We start from the raw sequence: 17,126 nt of genomic DNA, 5'->3' as shown, positions 1-17,126 counted from the left end.
ACTTATAATAGTTGTTTATATACTTGTTCAGTTTGTCGAGCGGTGATTTGCCAATTAAAATGCTGGCTGCGGTTTTTGGCTTGATTCACTAAATGATCGTAATAAGATTTATCGCCTGTTAATCGTTTTAACAAATTCACTAATTCTTTAATCTCATAAATGGAAAAAGTCTCGCCACCATCGCCTAAAACTTCTGGCAAGCAAGTAGCTTTTGCTGCAAAAACTGGACAACCAACCACCATTGCTTCACAAAGTTGCAGACCAAATCCTTCGTATTTACTGGGATACACAAAACAAAGTGCCTCAGCATAAAGTGCTGGAATATCTGCATCATTTACCCAGCCTAAGAGTTTTAATCTGTCTGCAATACCTAGTGATTTACCCAATTCCGATAATGTATCATGCTGCTCGTCTTTTCCACCAGCAAGTACTAAATCTACATTATCTAAATTAGCTTGTGCAAAAGCATTAATCAAAAAGGGAATATTTTTACGTTCTTCCCAGCCACCAACATAGAAAATATAAGGAAGTTGTAATTGATATTTACTACGAACTCGTAAGCGTTCTACCTTAATTAAAGCCTGCTCAAAACCTGAACTGGCAGCTTCATAAATAACTGTAATTTTGCCTTCTGGAATCTGTAAATATTTAATAATATCTTGTTTTGAGTGCTGACTGACAGTAATAATATGCTCAGCCTTATTTCTGGCAACCCAATGATAGGCTTTAGTCTGTATATTTGCCAAACTAAACTGTTTATACCAAGGTCTATCTTGACAAGAATAAACTTGGTCTATCACATCATGTAACGTTAGTATACGGGGACAAGGACTTGACCAAGGAAGACCAAAGTTTATTGGACAGTGTAGGATATCTACCTTGTCTTTTTCACATTGCTTTGGCAACCAATATTGCTCCCAGTAAACATAGGGCATAACGGGAGCAATACGTATTTGGTAACTGTCTTTTGGTAACTTTGCCAAATGGCTTTTATGCAACGGCTGATCTGAATATAGAAAAAGCTTTATATGCAATGAAGATAACTCAAGCAAAAGATTAACAGTATAACGATTCCAACCTCTAAGTGTAGGGGAGCTTAAGAGTCTAGCGTTGAAAGCAACTTTCATAATCCTTATAAAATTAATTTAACTGAAACTGAATCTTCAATTTTTTAGCAATTTTTACATGTAGATAGCATTCTAAAAACCAAGCAAGTAATAATGAAAGTACGGCAGCAACTATATTAATAGCCCAGACTAAAAACATGGCGTGAACATCATTCAATTTTAATAAGCGATAAACAATAATTATAAGTGGATGATGTATGACATATAGAGCATAGGAAAAAGAAGCAATATTTGTCAATTTTTTGAACCAATTAATTGGAATTTTTCTAAGCAGTAAGGTAAATGGTAAAAGCAAAATAAAAAAGCCCACTGATTGATAACCAAATTGTAATCCTTCTAAAGAATCAAATGTATGTTGTTGCCAAGCATAAGCGACAGTAAAAACTTCAATTAAAAAAACTACAAAAAAAGATAAGTTATACCAATAGAGTTTCCTCTCTACTATTAATGCAGCTACTATTGAAGTAACCAGCGTTGTCAAAAGGATATCAGGAAGAACAGAAGATGATGTTCCATATTTATCAATAGCCATTTTCAATATATTTTGAGAGGAAAAAGCACCCAGAAGAAGGCATGAAGAAAAAAAACTATATGATATAAAACGTTTAGATATTAATTTTAAATTTTCTATGTTTTGAGCTAACCAAAGACCACTGAGCCAAAGTGTAAAATATCCTAATATTTCAAATGGATGAAATCTAAAAATAGCTGAAAATATGCCTGATATAATACATACAACTATTACTATATCAATTTTTATATTTAAACTCCAAATTATTAAAAATAATAGATAAAATATAAATTCATAGTGAAGTGACCACAAAGCAAGATTGTTATTAATCACAGGTACTAACCACCCTTGCAGGAAGAATAAATGACCTACAATATCTAATAAATTATAGGTACTTTCTGTAAAAATGAATGTTAAAAATAGAGCAAATAAATAAATCGGATAGAGACGAATTAACCTTCTAATAACATAGTTTTTTGCTTCTTTCCATGTAAATTTTTGGGGAGTAGTATAACCAATTACAAAACCAGATAGAACAAAAAATATCAACACTGCAATATGCCCAAAGGAAGCAATGGACTTAAAAAATAATGATGGAGAAAAATCAATATTATGTGTAAACCAATAGGCTCCATTAATTAAATGAGTCATTAGAACTACTAAAGCACAAATAGCTCTTAATCCATCTAGCTGTTCAATCCTTTGTTTTCCTAATGCTTGAAATATTGAAGGGTTTTCCATATAAGTTACTTCTCCATTGCCTGATAAACTTGTTCAATTTGCGCGACTGTTATTTGTGGACTACAATAACTTTCAAGCAACTTTCTAGATTTTAATCGCCGTTCCTGCTGCAAAGATGGGTTATTCAGTAATTCTACGGTCCGTTCAATCAGACCTTGGTTATCCTCGCAAATACCAGCGTGAACCCCATCATAAGCTGGGATACCTTCTATACCATTAGATGTAGTTACAACTGGTGTACCTAATGCAAAAGCTTCCATCACTTTAACTTTCATTCCGCTGCCTGCAACAGGTGCATATAACATCACATCTGTATTAGCAAAGTAGGGTAAAGTATCTGGTACATCCTGGTAAATTTCTAAGTCTTCTATCTGGGCAAATCCTGAAAGGGCATCTTTAGCAAACCGCCCAACAATTTGCACTCTAGCATTAGGAACGCGGCGTTTAATTTCTGGCCATAACTGAGTTAGAAGTCTCTCAGCAGCAGAATAAGATGGTGCCCAGTTAAATCCACCAATTAACCCGACTACGGGTTGCTGGTTTATCTGCTTTTGTTCAACAAATGGATAGAACGACAACTCAATTCCTAATGGAACTGTATGAATCTGAGCTTTAGAGTTAATTTGTACAATATGCTTTGCTAAACGTTCTGATAATGTAATTATTCTGGGAAACGCCTTCAGTAATTTCTGCTCTGCCCGATAGGTGAGAAACCGTCTAAAGCGAGTTTCTAGAGAGTTGTTATATTCAAAGGCGCAGTCTAACGAAAATAAATAATGAATATTAATTACTGCTCGTTTCAAATGTTTAATTCCTAGCCAACCACTCCAAATATCTTCTAAATGAAGAATGTCGTAAGGTTTAGTAAGTTCTATAGTTAAATCTTGTTGTAATTCCGAACTGAATACATAGGAATAAGGACGCTGTAAAGTCTCAGCTTTTGCTATTATTCCTTGCCTATTTAGGATGAGATAGCAGCGCAAATCATAATCAGTTTTCGGAAAGAGAGTATTGACTTCAGCAATCTCTTCTAATTTTTTACAAGCAACAAATGCAGTCACGCTATGTCCATGTTCAACTAAACCTTTAAATAAGACATAAAACCATCGAGCTACCGCGCTACCAAATGGTAACGGTGGTACAGGCATAACTAGCAGAATCCGTAATAATTTCATTTCTTACCTATTTAGTATATAAGTCAAGTTTATTTTTTTGTGGTAACTCACGCTAGTTGTTAGTGAAATTACTTAGGTCATAAAACAAGTAGAGTATAGGTATTTTATATTTAGGAAGTTGGCTTAAAAATAAAATTATTTATGTAATTTTCTTGAGAATCTATTTCCAAAAAGTTATTTTGTTTAGTTTTTATACTCTGATAGAAATCAACTATTGGTGTCAAAGAAGCTTTGTATATAAAGCTGCATTCATATCCCAAATCAAACATTTGTTCAAAGACATCTTCTATAGATTTACCATTCAGATGTTTTTGCTCAACTTCCATGAGAATTATAGGCTTTTCTGTAAGAATGGTATTACGAGCGCCTTCAATTACTTTAGTTTCATAACCTTCAACATCAATTTTCATAAAAGAAACATCTTTAAACTTATAGTCATCAAGCTTGCGAACTGGAACATCGATACTTATCTGTTCACCTTTTATCTCTCTGAAGCTACCTAATCCAGTAGTTAAGCTGCCTAATCCCCTAACTAACTGTGAGTAATCACCCAGACTGGTAGGAACGTGTAAAGTTAATGAACCATTAAAATTAGCTAAACCAACGTTGTGGACACTAATATTACAAGCAGATGTTTGACTATAAAATAGTATATTTTCAGTACACCAAGATTGAGGTTCAAAAACTTCAACACTATCATATATTTGAGCAAGTGCATAACTATATATACCTACATTTGCCCCTATATCAATTGCACGTTTGTGAGTACCCCCTAGCTGTTCAAGGTAAAAGATTTCTTTTTCCAATCGGTTTCTAATTTTATGATATTGATATTTAATTGGGAGCCTATATCTTCTGGGAAAAATTTTAATTAATGTTTCTTCTATTTTCATAATTTTTTAGCAACCTAGTATATTATTTCAATTTTTTGTAAAATAGACTTTGCCATATCGTCCCAACTATAGCTTCGTAATTCTTGTGAAAGGGAAGATACTAATTGGCTGTAATGTTCTTTATTCCACCGCCAATTTTGAAGTCGCATTGCCAAATCAACAGCGTTCTCAGGATTAGGAATTAACAACTCTCTCAACTGCAATGGATAGCGTTCCGCAACTCCAGCCATGATACTGATTATGCTTGGTAAACCACAACAGAGAGCTTCATGTACTCCCAAGCCATAAGCTTCATAACGACTAGGGGCAACCAAGCAATCAGCTGCCTGTAATAAATTCGGAACATCAGTACGAAAGCCCAGGAAATGAATGCTGGAACTGATGCCTGCAACAGCAGCACGGTGTTGCCATAGTGTAAGTTCTGCGCCAACCCCAATTACTACCAACTCAGCATCCCAATCTGGTGAAGCACACAACTGTTGCCAAGCTCCAAAAAGCGTATCGAATCCTTTACGGCGATCACCTAAAGCACCAATAAATACTACGATTGCTTTGTCAGTAGGCCATCCTAGCTGCTGACGCAGTGCTAGACGCTCTTTTTGTGTAGCTGGATAAAAGACTTGTGGATCGATGCCATAGTAAACTTTATGGAGGCGTTGCCAAGGAATCCCCAATCTCTCCATCAAATCTCTTTTTGTCCTATCTGAATTAACGATAATTATCCGCGCGGATTCTAAAGCTTGTCGTTCAGTTTTCAAAAAGAGTCGATGAGAGACTGAACCTTTCAACCAATGTAGCCAGCCAGTTGAATTGTGAGGTCGGTAAGCTGCATGAACATAATGCACCCAGTTGATATCTTTCCATTGGCAGTTACCTCCATTTACTAGCACTCTTCCTTCTACATTTGCCAGACGTTGCGCTAAAATACACCCCATTCTATTCACTAAGGGACTGCTAAATAAATAAGATTTGGCTATCTTGGGTACTTGATGAAATTTAACATTGGGATAAGCTAACAACTCATTCGCTACGTGATGGGCTAGTAGATGTACCTCTTGCCCTTGCCTTGCTAAGTAGTCAGCTAAAGCAAAATTGGCTCTGTCCATTCCACCTGTTCTGGCGAAATCACCTGTTACCAACAGATAAGACTTCATACTTGAATAGTTTTTAAGAGTTTGTTATCCACAATTTTGCTATTTCGAGCAGCCACAAACAGTAAGGCATTCAATAACCAAAATTCCATCCCGCCCTGACTCATAAATAGAGGGTAGTTGAAAGTAATCGCCACAGCACCAATATTATAGGCAAAAATCAACCCACCCCAGAGTGCAAAGTCACCCAATTGGCGATCGGTGGCAATATTCCAAGCAGTTTTACACGCCAAGTAAAGTGCAGCAATATAAGCAAATATCAATGGTACTCCCCCATCAAGCAGCCATCCTGTCCACTGAATTTCTACCCAAATAGGCTGGGACATCATGTCAGTATTATCGCCAAAATAATTATTTATCATTCCCCAACGCCCCAGACCTGCTCCCAAAGGATACTGAGGCAGAAGGGTTTCAATAGTAGTCTGCAAAAAATTCCCCCGGCTTTGTTGGTAAACTTCTTGAGGAGAAGCAGTAAACAAGCTAGATAATCTTTGCTGTGTTGACTTTCCACCAATCGCAATTGCCCAAAAAAATGTAGCTGCAAATAAGGATGTCACACCCGATACCATCACTGTCAAACGCGCAATTTGACCCGTCCTCATTAACACTATTGCTAAAAAAACTATAGAAACAGCAGCTAATACTAAAACAGAACGGATTTGAGTCAGATAAATGCAAAACAGACCAAGGGCAGCGCTACCGATACTAACAATCCGTAAAATTGGGCTTTTGTGTTTGAGTGCAATCACAATACCAAACAAGAGAGCATAAAACCCAGCAGTTGCTGCCCCTCCGGGTGTATCAGTTAACCCCATCGGTCTATAAATCTGTTCACCATTAGCTAAAGTGATCAATAAGTTGTCTCCCTCGTAAATACTGTTCTGAATAAATGTGGACAGAAATGGTTGAAATTTCCCTGGATAATATACTTGTAAGACTCCAAAACTGGCACTCAGGGTGTGAATACCCCAAATGAGAAACATTAAGCTCTGAAAACCAATAGGGGTAATTTTTAAACTTCTTGCCCAAAAGAGAGGACTAAGAATAGCAAGATACATGGCGCATTGAGCTATTCCTGCCGTTATGGAATTCATGTAGGGATGCAAGCAAAGCTGTAACAGCATGATTGCCAGTACTACAATTGCTGAATTAGTAGCGGGATGTTTGGAACCTTTTGAACCTAACCACATTAACAAAAATATTCCGAAGGCGAAGGAGATAATTCGCATCGGCACTCGAATAACATTGATTTGTGGAAATAACTGCAATATCTGAATAGTAAACTGTAGCAGGATAAAAGTGTGTGCCCATGTCCAGTTGAGTTTTGTCCATATAGAAGAAGTTGATAAGGTCTGGCTTGTTTTTATAATCATGAATCTATCTAAGTAAGTCGGTGCTAATATTTCCAGCTATGTTAAGGAATTTTAATGTAGAGTGTGTTGTCGCCAAGCGCCGCACCGTCAACAATCTCAGGTGCGTTGCTATAAGGCATAACACACCCTACAGCTAATTTATATTTATTCATATACATTGAATTTTTCTCACTTACTTACATAATTGAAAATCATAAATAAACTAAATTATTTTTTTTAAATCAAAGCTTATAATTTAGTTTCTTTAAAGGCACTATCTGTACAATAACAGCAAGCCATCAATTAACGTGAAAGGATTTAATAGTAGTCATTTATGCAGGGCAACATTGTGATAATAAATGTGTGTATTCGGGTTGTTTTGTTATCCTTTATAAGCAAGTTTTGTTAATAAAAGGATTACGGCTTAAAACTTTTAAAAAGTTCCATAATATTAACCTTTATCTAGACAATATAGGACTAATATTTGATTTCTGAAAAGCTCAGTACAACTCGGAAAGCCTAATTCCCTATTCCCTATTCCCTACTCTCCACTCCCCGCCTACGTAGATAATTTCAAAAATCAAATACGATTCCTATATATGGTTACATCTTCAGTTTTTGCCCTATGCAGAGGATATTGTCGCTAAATGCCCGTCCATGAAAACCTAGACTTTTGGGCCAGTGCCACGATGTAAAGGGTATACGACCACAACGGCTGTATTCTATTTGAACTTCAGTTAAACCGCACTCCGTAAATATTCGGATTAAATCAACTTCCAACAATGCAGTTATATGTGTGGGATAAAGACCTGCTGCTTCCTGAAAGGCGTTGAACTGATTTTTTAGTATTAAAGTTAACTTACTGAGTAAACTCAACTGATTAGGCGTGGTGACAATCACTAATCCTCCGGGCTTGGTTAACTTGACTAGTTCTCGTATAAAAGCCCGTGGGTTTTCTAAGTGTTCAATAATTTCAACTGCACACACCACATCAGCATATCCTTCTGGCAAAGGTACTTTACCAATATCTAAATTAAAGGGAATAAATTCTGTCTGTATTGGTAAATCAGCATAATGCACAGCATCTACACCAACATAGTAGTCGAAGCGATCGCCCACAAATGACCAGAGCTTACCATTACCACAACCAACATCTACGAGTACACCACCAAGATGTGGTTGTACTAACATTCGAGATACCATTTGGTAAACAAGCTCGCTACTAGTACCGAGGCTTTGTCGCGCTCGGTTTTCAACATCAACTTGTGCTATTTTTTTACTATCAGTAGATAAAATCATGCCACAGCCTTATTTTCAACAACTTTAGAGAGAATATTGTAAAGCCGAGTTAGTTGGTTTAGAGGATTGCAGAAATGCTCCGCACGTAATTTTCCCCCAGCCGCCAGAGTTACTCTTTCACTAGGATTGCTGATTAGCGACCCTAAAATTTTACTCAAGGCATCAATATCATTTGGTGCAACCAAGCGCCCGCAAGAATCATCAACGATTTCCACTACTCCCCCTATGGCTGTCGTCACTATTGGTAAGCCAGCATAAAGGGCTTCTACAAAAGCGATCCCAAATGGTTCTGCGCCAGTATTAGGTTGACAGTGAATATCAGCAGCAGCAAACAGACGCGGCACATCAGCCCGTTGTCCTAAAAAGCGCACTTGTTCGGTAATACCGAGTTGTTGCACTTGTACCTCCAGCTCTTGCAGATATAGAGCCTCATGAGAGCGTTGCACTCCCCCAGCTAACCAATATATCCAACCTGGTATGTGGCGCAACTGTGCCAAAGCAGAGAGTAACATACTTTGTCCCTTCCACCGCTCTAGGCGAGATGCCTGGACAATAACTATCGCATCATCAGGTGTATTGAGTTCGGCTCTCACAACGTGGCGAATCGAGGTATTATTGCCAATATTTGCACAGGCTACTGGCAGATAAAGAGTTTCGCTGTCAATTTTAGGATAGAGTTTTGGTATGCCAGCTTGAGTGTAACGGCTATTGGCAATTACCAAGTCTGGTGGAACCTGTTTAGCCCATTCCTCTAAAGGATGCTTGCTATTAGGCAGATCGTGACACCAAAAGACGAGTGGTAGACGGTTAGCTCTGACAACTGAACCAAAAACCACTTGCGGCCAGCAAGAATGACAAATCACAACGTCAAATTGCTCTTGCCTCAATAGTTGCTCGAGTTGCAACCTAGCTTTCCATACCGTCCAAGGACGACTAACTCGCACGTTGCCCAGCAGATGAACGTTTACATTCAAGCTTCGCAGTTCATTTGCTAATCTACCCTCAAAACACAAAGCGAAGTGGGGCTGCATCTGGACACATAAACTTCGCTCTTTTGCCAGTGTTACCAATAGCGTTTCTATCCCGCCAAATAGGTTTCCCGCATAAATATGCAAAAGTTTCATAGCAAATTTACTGGTTTTTGTATACCTGTATAGTTCCACTGTTCGCTCAAAACTTCTTCATAGAATTTAAAACTTCGTTGAGCCATAGTTAGATGGTTAAAATACTCAGACCGTTTGCGGCAAGCCGTTGCCAATCGGTTACGTAGACCAGGCTCGTAGAGCAGACGTTTCGCTGCTTTAGCTAAAGCAACTGGGTTGTTAATTGGTATAGTCAGTCCTTCCTGTTCATGTCGGCTGACCCAAGGGACACCACTACCAGGAATATTGGCATTGATGACAGGACAACTACTCGCCATAGATTCGACTTGAACTAACCCAAATCCTTCACTGCGTACGTTAGAAGGAAACCAAAGAGCTGTCGCAGCATGATAAGCACCTATAAGCTCATCTTCACTCACATGACCTAACCAGACAATGCGATCGCTTACTCCCAGTTTTTCCGCTAGAGTCTTCAGTTCTTGCTCTAGAGGACCAACACCAACTATAATCAGTATCCCTGATACCAGAGTTAAGGCTTCAATTGCTATATGCAATGCTTTGTAATAGACTAGTCTGCCAACTGCTAGCCAGATTAACTCTCCATACTTCTCCTTTAAATAACAAGTAAAATTCACTGCTTTCTTGTTGGGTTTACTGTAATTTTTAAAGTCTATTCCAAGAGGTAGATTATTCAACTTATGGCGATACAACTGCAAAAACTTTGAGCCTTGAATATATTGCAAGCTAGTTGTTAAGATTCGGGAACTTTCACTATAAATTAGATATTCAAAAGGACGTAATCCATACTTTAAAAATTTTTGCTTAATAACATCACTATGGTGTGTAATTACTAAAGGTACGTGCCTACGTATCATAGTTAAAGCTAAGAGCATTGTTGGATTAGGGGTATGAAGATGAAGTAAGGTATTTGGTTCGTTAAGCAATTGGGAAAGTTTGTTGAGAATTTCTGGACAGAAATCAAATCGCGCAAATGATAAAAGGCGACCAAGTCGTGTAACGTGTACACCGCAATCCATCTCATTAACTGTCTTAGTTTTAGTAAATAAAGGTCTTTGCTTGTCAAACCCATTTACACAAACTACATGGACTTCTGCACCCAAAGCCGCTTGAGATCGAGCCAGAGTTTGAACGTGTGTTTCAATACCTCCTCGGTCTGGAGGATAATATTTAGACAAATGAATTATCCGGTAGTTTAGTGTTTTCAGCATCTAAATTAAATGTGTTTTAGCTATATTTATTGAAGAAGAATTCAGAATCAATTAGTGGTGGATTCAGATCCGCTACTGATTGCAGATCACTAAGCCTTCGTTTAGCGAGTGTCTTGAAGCTCTTGATTCATACACCTTTTTCGTTCAAAATTCAGAATGAATTTTGGCTCATAACTCCTGAAATTTGTTTCAAAAAACTTTTCTAGTGGCACAATTCATATCAATCGACTCAAGCATGGTATCAGTTCTACGCAATCGTGGTAGGTATTTTGTCCAACATAAATTTATGAATCATAAAAGTTGATTTTTATTTTCAAAACGTTTTTTAGCTTTACTTGTGAATAACTTAAAAGCCTTATTTATCAAAGCTTAAAGCCTATTTTTTCAGTCTAGTTTAGCCGTTTTGAGTATAATGGAATGCGTGTTTAATGGTGTTGCAGAGATGGCTGATGCACGAGATGAATTGAGGGCGATGCTCTCTCTCAACCTTTTTGCTTTTCAGTCACGCTCGTTTCTCTAATTTAATGACACCAAGTTACTTTGTAATTCGTAGCTCTACGCGTTTAATGAACTCGCTCATCCTGAACTCAGTAATCCTTTTAGCAATCAATGACCTCAAAAAAGGGTGTCATCTGTAGCTCTACCCTTTTACTGAACTTACCCATCTCGAACTCAGTAATTTTTCTAGGGTGCTATTAGTAGTCTCAGTAGAAATCGTCAGAGTGGGTGAAAAGATGAGCAATTACAGACGTTTTATGATGGTTAAGCCACAGTAATTGATACTGAGTGTCTGTGCTTTTACCCAAAACTTGGACAAAGAGGACATGATATAGTTCACAATCCAAGTGGACAAGATATAGTTCAAACCTCTAATTCGAGTTGAAAAAACCTAAAACTTAGCTACAGCAGGGAATTTAGCTCAAAAATTTTAACGCCTGCCCGTCTTTGGGTAGCGTTGCCATTGCAGTTGCTAACAGCAAAACATATCTGGATGAGTGCGACGATGCTCCGCCCTGCCGAAGGCGATCGCTTGAACACTAAATCTCTAACTGAGGAGCCGTGTGATGTGAAAGTATCAAGCACGGTTTTGAAGACCAGCAGGGCTGGTGACAGATTCGTTGAGTTTAATATGGGTAAGCAGGGGAGGCAGGAGAGGCAGGGGAAGAGAAAGAAATAAGTGTATAAGCAATCTGTAACGCTCGTAAAAAGTACTAAAAATGCCTTTTTACTCCCCCTGCCTCCCCTGCCTATTTCACGAGGATCTCACTTTTTTGCGTTGCTCTCTTTTTCGTTGGGTCTTAATCTTGGTCTTGATCAAGAGTACTTAAATGCGCGACAGCTTATTTATGGTTGATGAATGTCATTTACTGTGGGGAGACGTAATTGGATATGTTTGGGGAAAAACTAGTGAACGAGTATCAATACCAGTTGTAAATGCTCGTGAGAAACAAACATATTTTGGGGCATTAGATTATAAAACAAAAGAATTTATCACTTATGCAGCCCAAAAAGGTAACTCTAAAAACACCATTAATTTTTTAGAATATCTACGTCAACAACGTCCAGGAGCTAAACTTTTAATAATTTGGGATGGTGCAAGTTATCACCGTTCACAAGAAATTCAGGATTACCTAGATTCATTAAATCGTGAACTTACAAAAGAGCAATGGCTGCTCACCTGCTTAAGATTTGCTCCGAATGCACCACAACAGAATCCTGTAGAAGATATTTGGCTACAAGCAAAACGATTTATTAGAGAGTTTTATTTTTTCTGTCACTCTTTTACTGTAATCAAGGCGTTATTTGAGCTAGTAACTCATTGTCAAATTTTTGACTTTCCAAAGCTGAATGAGTATGGTGTTTTCTCATGAATGATTTAGGATTGCTATACAATATCAGTTAATTCTATCAACACTCCAAACACCCAAAAATTAAAGTGCCAATTAAATTTACTACAAAAAGGGTAAGGAGAAGCAGCCGTCAGCTACTTCTCCTTACCTCCCCTAACAATGATTATCATTCTGATAACTGGTGATTTTATTCCTTGAAAATCCCTAACTTGAGCGAATAGCTCAAAAAGAGATGAAAGCATTTTTACAAGCATTTTTTTCATCCGACTATATACCGCATGGACATTGCTACCTTTGGCAGTCAGGGTTAGTTTGGCTACATGGAATGTCAGATGCGTTAATTGCCTTGGCTTACTATTCCATTCCCATTTTTCTGATTTACTTGTCTTATAAACGCTCAGATATCCCTTTTCGTGGAGCTTTTTGGCTTTTCGGAGCCTTCATTGTTTGTTGTGGAACCACTCATCTGTTAGAAATCTGGACGCTGTGGCATCCAACATACTGGCTCACAGGAGGAATGAAAGCAGTGACAGCGATCATCTCTCTCTATACAGCGCTGGCACTAATTCAGTTAACTCCTAAGGCTTTGGCATTACCTAGTCAGGCTCAATTAGAGATTGCAAATCAGACCCTTGAACAAGTCAATCAAGCACTAGAAACAAGAGTGGCTCAACGCACTGAAGAGCTAACGAAAACGATTCGACAACTGCAAAACGAAGTGGAGCAGCGCCAGCAAGCCGAAACCGAACTGCAACGATCTAATCAAGAGTTAGAGCAGTTTGCCTACGTCGCTTCTCATGATCTACAGGAACCCTTGCGGGTGATTGTCAGCTATACCGAACTATTGGCACAGAAATATCAAAAACAGTTAGATGAGAAAGCCGATAAATACATCACCTATATTGTGAATGCTGCATCTCGAATGCAGGCACTTATTGAAGACTTGCTATCATATTCTAGAGTTGGTCGTTGCGATTTTCGATTAGTTTCGACCGATTGCAATCAGGTAGTTGACCAAGTGATTCACGCACTCCATATTGCGATCGCCGAAAGCAACGCCACCATTACGCGCGATCGCCTCCCGACGATCAAAGCCGACAAAGAACAATTCAGCCGCTTGTTACAAAATTTAATTGGCAACGCGATTAAATATCGTCAAGAAGAGCCTCCTCAAATTCACATCACTGCGACCCAACAAGACAACCAATGGCAATTTGCAGTGCGCGATAATGGGATTGGGATTGAAGCCCAATATGCAGAGCGGATCTTTATCATCTTTCAGCGCTTACATACCCGCCGCCAATATTCTGGCACAGGACTGGGTTTAGCCATTTGCAAGAAAATTGTTCAGCGTCACAAGGGAAACATCTGGGTGGAATCAGAGCTAGGGAAAGGATCTGTTTTCTGGTTTACAATGCCAGTAGATCAAGAAACCTCCCAATGAGCAAAGACTATCACCCGATTGAACCCATTGAAATTCTTTTAGTCGAGGATTCACCAGAGGATGCCGATTTAACGGTTGAAATTCTGGGCGATGCCAAAGTTCTCAACCGAATTCATGTGGTGGAGGATGGGGTTGAAGCCTTAAAATTTTTACGGCAGCAGGGCGATTATGCCAATGCACCTCGTCCAGATTTGATTTTACTGGATTTGAATCTACCTAGAAAAGATGGTCGAGAAGTCTTAGCCGAACTCAAAGCCGATCCCGATCTGAAGTTGATTCCGGTTGTGGTTTTAACAACCTCTGGGGCTAATGAAGATATTTTGCGAACTTATGCACTGAATGCCAATTGCTATGTTACCAAACCTGTGAGCTTAGAAGAATTTGCTAAGGTGATTCGTTCGATTGAATTTTTTTGGTTGGTGGCTGTGAAGCTTCCTAAACCTCCATCGTAGGCTATAGTTAATATCTAGCGTTGATTTGAGGATTGGTTTTGGCATCACTTTTAGGTAGAACTCATGATGAAGAATGATTCTCTACAAATTCTGTTAATTGAAGATAGCCTAGAAGATGCGGATCTCTTACAAGAATTTCTGGAAAACGCAGATCAAACTAGCTGGAAAGTTACAGTCGTAGAAAAACTGACACTAGCCCTCGAACAACTGCATCGCCACAGCTTTGATGTGATTCTATCCGATCTCTCCCTGCCCGATTCTCATGGCTTGGAGACAATTACCCAACTCCATGCGGTGGCTCCAACCTTGCCGATTGTCGTACTCACCAGCCTCAAAGACGAAGCGATCGCTTTAGAGGCAATGCGGCAAGGCGCACAAGATTATCTCGTCAAAGGGCAAATTAACACCCATGCCTTAATTCGAGCCATTCGCCATGCGATTGAGCGATCGCGAATGCAACAGGTAATGCATCAACAGTCAGTAGCGATCGCCGCATCGAGTGAAGGAATTGCTATTTTAGACACCCAATGGAACTACGTGTATGTCAACGAAGCCTATGCCAAAATCTACGGTTACAAAGATTCGAGTCTACTGCTACAGACCAATTGGAAAATTCATTATGACCCGATTCAACAAGCCCGCTTGAACGCCGAAATTGAGCAAAGCCTACAGCAACGGAGATTTTGGCGAGGAGAGGCTGTTGGTCATAAATGTAATAGTCAATCTTTTGACCAAGAACTCTCAATCACATTGTTACCGGATGGGGGAACAGTCTGTATTCTGCGAGATATTAGCGATCGCAAACGAACAGAAGCTGCCATGCAAGAAGCTTTGCAACAAGCCAGAGAATTACACCGACTCAAGTCTCAATTCATCACGATGGTTTCCCATGAATTTCGGACACCGCTGAGTGTGATTTTGGTAGCAACAGAGTCGTTAAAACGCTATGCTCATCAATGGACTCCAGAAAAAAACCAGATTCGCTACAATCACATCATCGGTGGAGTGCAGCGGATGACTGAGTTGCTCAACGATATGCTGGTTATGAACCGATCGGGGGAACATCAGACCAAATTCAACCCTGTACCACTGAACTTAGAAAAGTTCTGTCAAGAATTAATTGCGACATTAACGACCAGCGAACACCCAATTATCTTTGAGAGTCAGGGCAACAATCGGCAAATTTGCCTCGATCCAACCGTCTTGCAACTCATACTCACCCACTTGCTCTGCAATGCAATTAAATATTCTATGGACGGTGGAAGGGTGATGTTTGTCCTGATTTTTGCTCCTGAACAGGTAACTTTCTCAATTCGAGATGAGGGCATTGGCATTCCCCTAGAAGACCAGGACAAATTATTCATCCCGTTTTATCGCGGTAGCAATGTTGGCAATCTGGCTGGGACGGGCATCGGGCTAGCAATTGTTAAGCAATGTGTGGAACGGTGTCAAGGTGTAATCAATGTTACTAGTCAGGTGAATCAGGGTACTCTAATCATAGTAACCTTGCCTATTGCTTTAGTAGAGCAGATTCATGACCAAGATCCTGGTAATTGAAGATGAGCCATCCCTACGCGAAGAAATCCTCGATATTTTAGAATCTGAGGGGTTTGATGCGATCGGAGCAGAAGACGGGGTACAGGGGCTTCATTTGGCTCAAACAACCCCCCTTGGCCTGATCCTCTGCGATGTGATGCTACCCGAGGCTGATGGGTATGCAGTGTTATCTAGCTTACGACAACACCCAGACACAGCGCTGATTCCTTTCATTTTTCTCACCGCTAAAGTGACCCGCGAAAATGTTCGGCAGGGGATGGACTTAGGCGCAGATGATTATTTAACAAAACCCTTTAGGACGGATGAGTTGCTTAACGCTATTACAAGTCGATTGACTAAGCAAGCAGCGATCGTCCAGATCCATCAGAAAGTTACCCACCTTCAGCACTCCAATTTACTCAAAGACGAATTTATCGAGACTGCATCACAGGAATTACGAAGACCTGCGACCAATATTATGATGGCGTTGAAACTCCTGCGACAAGCTTCCAACCCAGAGCAAACGCAACGCTATATCGATCGCTTGCAACAGGAGTGTTCCCGCGAAATTAATCTGATCAATGACTTACTCGATTTGCATTATTTGGGTGCAAACGAACGTCCCTTACAACCGGAAACGGTGAATTTACAAACCTGGATTCCAGCGATCGTCGAACCATTTAAAACCCAGGCTCGACAACGCCAACAAACCCTCTGGAGCAACATTCCACCCTATTTGCCAATGCCCATAATCGATGCCGCAGATTTCAAGCGCATCTTGAGCGAACTGCTCAACAATGCTTGTAAGTTCACGGCTCCCGGCGGCAAGATTGTTTTGGAAGCTCGTTGTGATTTGACTGCATCCGATGGTCAGATGATTATGTTCATTGTTAGCAACGAAGCAGAGATTCCAGATGAGTTCATTCCCAATCTGTTCCAACCGTTTTACCGGGCACCAGAGGTTGATCGATGGCAGCAAGGCGGCAATGGTCTAGGCTTAACACTGGTTGAGAAATTGGCTGAACGACTAAACGGTAAAGTTCAAATCAGTAGCAAAGCGGGTTGGACTCAGTTTACGCTTCAACTGCCTATTGAGACTAAGGAGCCTGTTGCCTTGGCTCCTAACTAAATGAGAGGAATTCATAGCAGAGATAAGTAGGTCGGGTTGAAGAAGGCAGGATAGCGCAGCGTAAAGCCTTCTCTACGAGAGGCTCCGCCAACGGCATGGCTTCGCTTAGAGCGAGTCCGCGAGCGTCGGCAGGG

At 39.8% G+C, this 17,126-nt stretch carries 14 protein-coding genes and 1 pseudogene; 5 read left to right on the top strand and 10 right to left on the bottom strand.

The features are described from left to right. Positions 1 to 2: 2 nt before the first annotated feature. The 10 genes from V7K67_RS32165 to V7K67_RS32120 all read right to left on the bottom strand — a co-directional run bounded on the left by V7K67_RS32165 (position 3) and on the right by V7K67_RS32120 (position 11,664). A complete protein-coding gene (locus V7K67_RS32165) occupies positions 3 to 1,127 on the bottom strand; it encodes a glycosyltransferase family 4 protein (protein ID WP_335170050.1) in 1,125 nt (374 codons plus the stop codon). 13 nt (positions 1,128 to 1,140) lie between these two features. Further along, positions 1,141 to 2,379: an acyltransferase family protein gene (locus tag V7K67_RS32160; protein WP_335170048.1), complete on the bottom strand. Its 1,239-nt coding sequence runs from the start codon at positions 2,377 to 2,379 to the stop codon at positions 1,141 to 1,143. Between the two features lie 5 nt (positions 2,380 to 2,384). After that, a complete protein-coding gene (locus V7K67_RS32155; protein ID WP_334732358.1) occupies positions 2,385 to 3,554 on the bottom strand; it encodes a glycosyltransferase family 4 protein in 1,170 nt (389 codons plus the stop codon). Positions 3,555 to 3,664: 110 nt separating this feature from the next. Beyond that, on the bottom strand, positions 3,665 to 4,447 hold the full coding sequence (locus V7K67_RS32150) for an FkbM family methyltransferase (protein WP_334732357.1): 783 nt from the start codon (positions 4,445 to 4,447) through the stop codon (positions 3,665 to 3,667). Between the two features lie 14 nt (positions 4,448 to 4,461). Then, entirely contained in the window at positions 4,462 to 5,601 is a 1,140-nt protein-coding gene (locus V7K67_RS32145) for a glycosyltransferase family 4 protein (RefSeq protein WP_334732356.1), read from the bottom strand. Beyond that, positions 5,598 to 6,971: a hypothetical protein gene (locus V7K67_RS32140; protein ID WP_334732355.1), complete on the bottom strand. Its 1,374-nt coding sequence runs from the start codon at positions 6,969 to 6,971 to the stop codon at positions 5,598 to 5,600. The genes V7K67_RS32145 and V7K67_RS32140 overlap by 4 nt, the downstream gene beginning before the upstream one ends. A 582-nt stretch (positions 6,972 to 7,553) precedes the next feature. Further along, complete coding sequence (locus V7K67_RS32135) at positions 7,554 to 8,249, bottom strand: class I SAM-dependent methyltransferase (protein ID WP_334732354.1); 696 nt, start codon at positions 8,247 to 8,249, stop codon at positions 7,554 to 7,556. Beyond that, the gene (locus V7K67_RS32130) at positions 8,246 to 9,373 is read right to left on the bottom strand and encodes a glycosyltransferase (protein WP_334732353.1); all 1,128 of its coding nucleotides are present in this window, start codon (positions 9,371 to 9,373) and stop codon (positions 8,246 to 8,248) included. The genes V7K67_RS32135 and V7K67_RS32130 overlap by 4 nt, the downstream gene beginning before the upstream one ends. Continuing rightward, positions 9,370 to 10,581, bottom strand: a complete 1,212-nt coding sequence (locus V7K67_RS32125) for a glycosyltransferase (RefSeq protein WP_334732352.1) — start codon at positions 10,579 to 10,581, stop codon at positions 9,370 to 9,372. The genes V7K67_RS32130 and V7K67_RS32125 overlap by 4 nt, the downstream gene beginning before the upstream one ends. A gap of 900 nt (positions 10,582 to 11,481) precedes the next feature. Next, positions 11,482 to 11,664: a hypothetical protein gene (locus tag V7K67_RS32120; protein ID WP_334732351.1), complete on the bottom strand. Its 183-nt coding sequence runs from the start codon at positions 11,662 to 11,664 to the stop codon at positions 11,482 to 11,484. 257 nt (positions 11,665 to 11,921) lie between these two features. On the opposite strand from V7K67_RS32120, the pseudogene V7K67_RS32115 reads away from it, so the two are divergent. The 5 genes and pseudogenes from V7K67_RS32115 to V7K67_RS32095 all read left to right on the top strand — a co-directional run. After that, positions 11,922 to 12,452: pseudogene (locus V7K67_RS32115) on the top strand (IS630 family transposase); the annotation flags it as partial. Between the two features lie 211 nt (positions 12,453 to 12,663). Continuing rightward, positions 12,664 to 13,875 carry a sensor histidine kinase gene (locus V7K67_RS32110; RefSeq protein WP_334732350.1) on the top strand — a complete coding sequence of 404 codons (1,212 nt, stop codon included), beginning with the start codon at positions 12,664 to 12,666 and terminating at the stop codon, positions 13,873 to 13,875. Then, complete coding sequence (locus V7K67_RS32105) at positions 13,872 to 14,327, top strand: response regulator (protein ID WP_335170044.1); 456 nt, start codon at positions 13,872 to 13,874, stop codon at positions 14,325 to 14,327. Before V7K67_RS32110 ends, V7K67_RS32105 begins: the two co-directional genes overlap by 4 nt. A gap of 63 nt (positions 14,328 to 14,390) precedes the next feature. Next, a complete protein-coding gene (locus V7K67_RS32100) occupies positions 14,391 to 15,884 on the top strand; it encodes a sensor histidine kinase (protein ID WP_335170042.1) in 1,494 nt (497 codons plus the stop codon). Then, positions 15,862 to 16,992, top strand: coding sequence for a hybrid sensor histidine kinase/response regulator (locus V7K67_RS32095; protein ID WP_334732347.1), 1,131 nt, complete (start codon positions 15,862 to 15,864; stop codon positions 16,990 to 16,992). The genes V7K67_RS32100 and V7K67_RS32095 overlap by 23 nt, the downstream gene beginning before the upstream one ends. The last annotated feature ends 134 nt before the right edge of the window (positions 16,993 to 17,126 follow it).

This window comes from Nostoc sp. (genome assembly GCF_036917155.1).
Lineage (GTDB): Bacteria > Cyanobacteriota > Cyanobacteriia > Cyanobacteriales > Nostocaceae > Nostoc.
This window is presented reverse-complemented; position numbering and strand designations above follow the sequence as displayed.

Bases quoted from the DNA above. Each gene is read 5' to 3' on its own strand.
- V7K67_RS32110 (WP_334732350.1), top strand. From the start codon at position 12,664: ATGAAAGCATTTTTACAAGCATTTTTTTCATCCGACTATATACCGCAT.
- V7K67_RS32145 (WP_334732356.1), bottom strand. From the start codon at position 5,601: ATGAAGTCTTATCTGTTGGTAACAGGTGATTTCGCCAGAACAGGTGGA.
- V7K67_RS32125 (WP_334732352.1), bottom strand. From the start codon at position 10,581: ATGCTGAAAACACTAAACTACCGGATAATTCATTTGTCTAAATATTAT.
- V7K67_RS32140 (WP_334732355.1), bottom strand. From the start codon at position 6,971: ATGATTATAAAAACAAGCCAGACCTTATCAACTTCTTCTATATGGACA.
- V7K67_RS32105 (WP_335170044.1), top strand. From the start codon at position 13,872: ATGAGCAAAGACTATCACCCGATTGAACCCATTGAAATTCTTTTAGTC.
- V7K67_RS32165 (WP_335170050.1), bottom strand. From the start codon at position 1,127: ATGAAAGTTGCTTTCAACGCTAGACTCTTAAGCTCCCCTACACTTAGA.
- V7K67_RS32135 (WP_334732354.1), bottom strand. From the start codon at position 8,249: ATGATTTTATCTACTGATAGTAAAAAAATAGCACAAGTTGATGTTGAA.
- V7K67_RS32100 (WP_335170042.1), top strand. From the start codon at position 14,391: ATGATGAAGAATGATTCTCTACAAATTCTGTTAATTGAAGATAGCCTA.
- V7K67_RS32155 (WP_334732358.1), bottom strand. From the start codon at position 3,554: ATGAAATTATTACGGATTCTGCTAGTTATGCCTGTACCACCGTTACCA.
- V7K67_RS32150 (WP_334732357.1), bottom strand. From the start codon at position 4,447: ATGAAAATAGAAGAAACATTAATTAAAATTTTTCCCAGAAGATATAGG.
- V7K67_RS32095 (WP_334732347.1), top strand. From the start codon at position 15,862: ATGACCAAGATCCTGGTAATTGAAGATGAGCCATCCCTACGCGAAGAA.
- V7K67_RS32160 (WP_335170048.1), bottom strand. From the start codon at position 2,379: ATGGAAAACCCTTCAATATTTCAAGCATTAGGAAAACAAAGGATTGAA.
- V7K67_RS32130 (WP_334732353.1), bottom strand. From the start codon at position 9,373: ATGAAACTTTTGCATATTTATGCGGGAAACCTATTTGGCGGGATAGAA.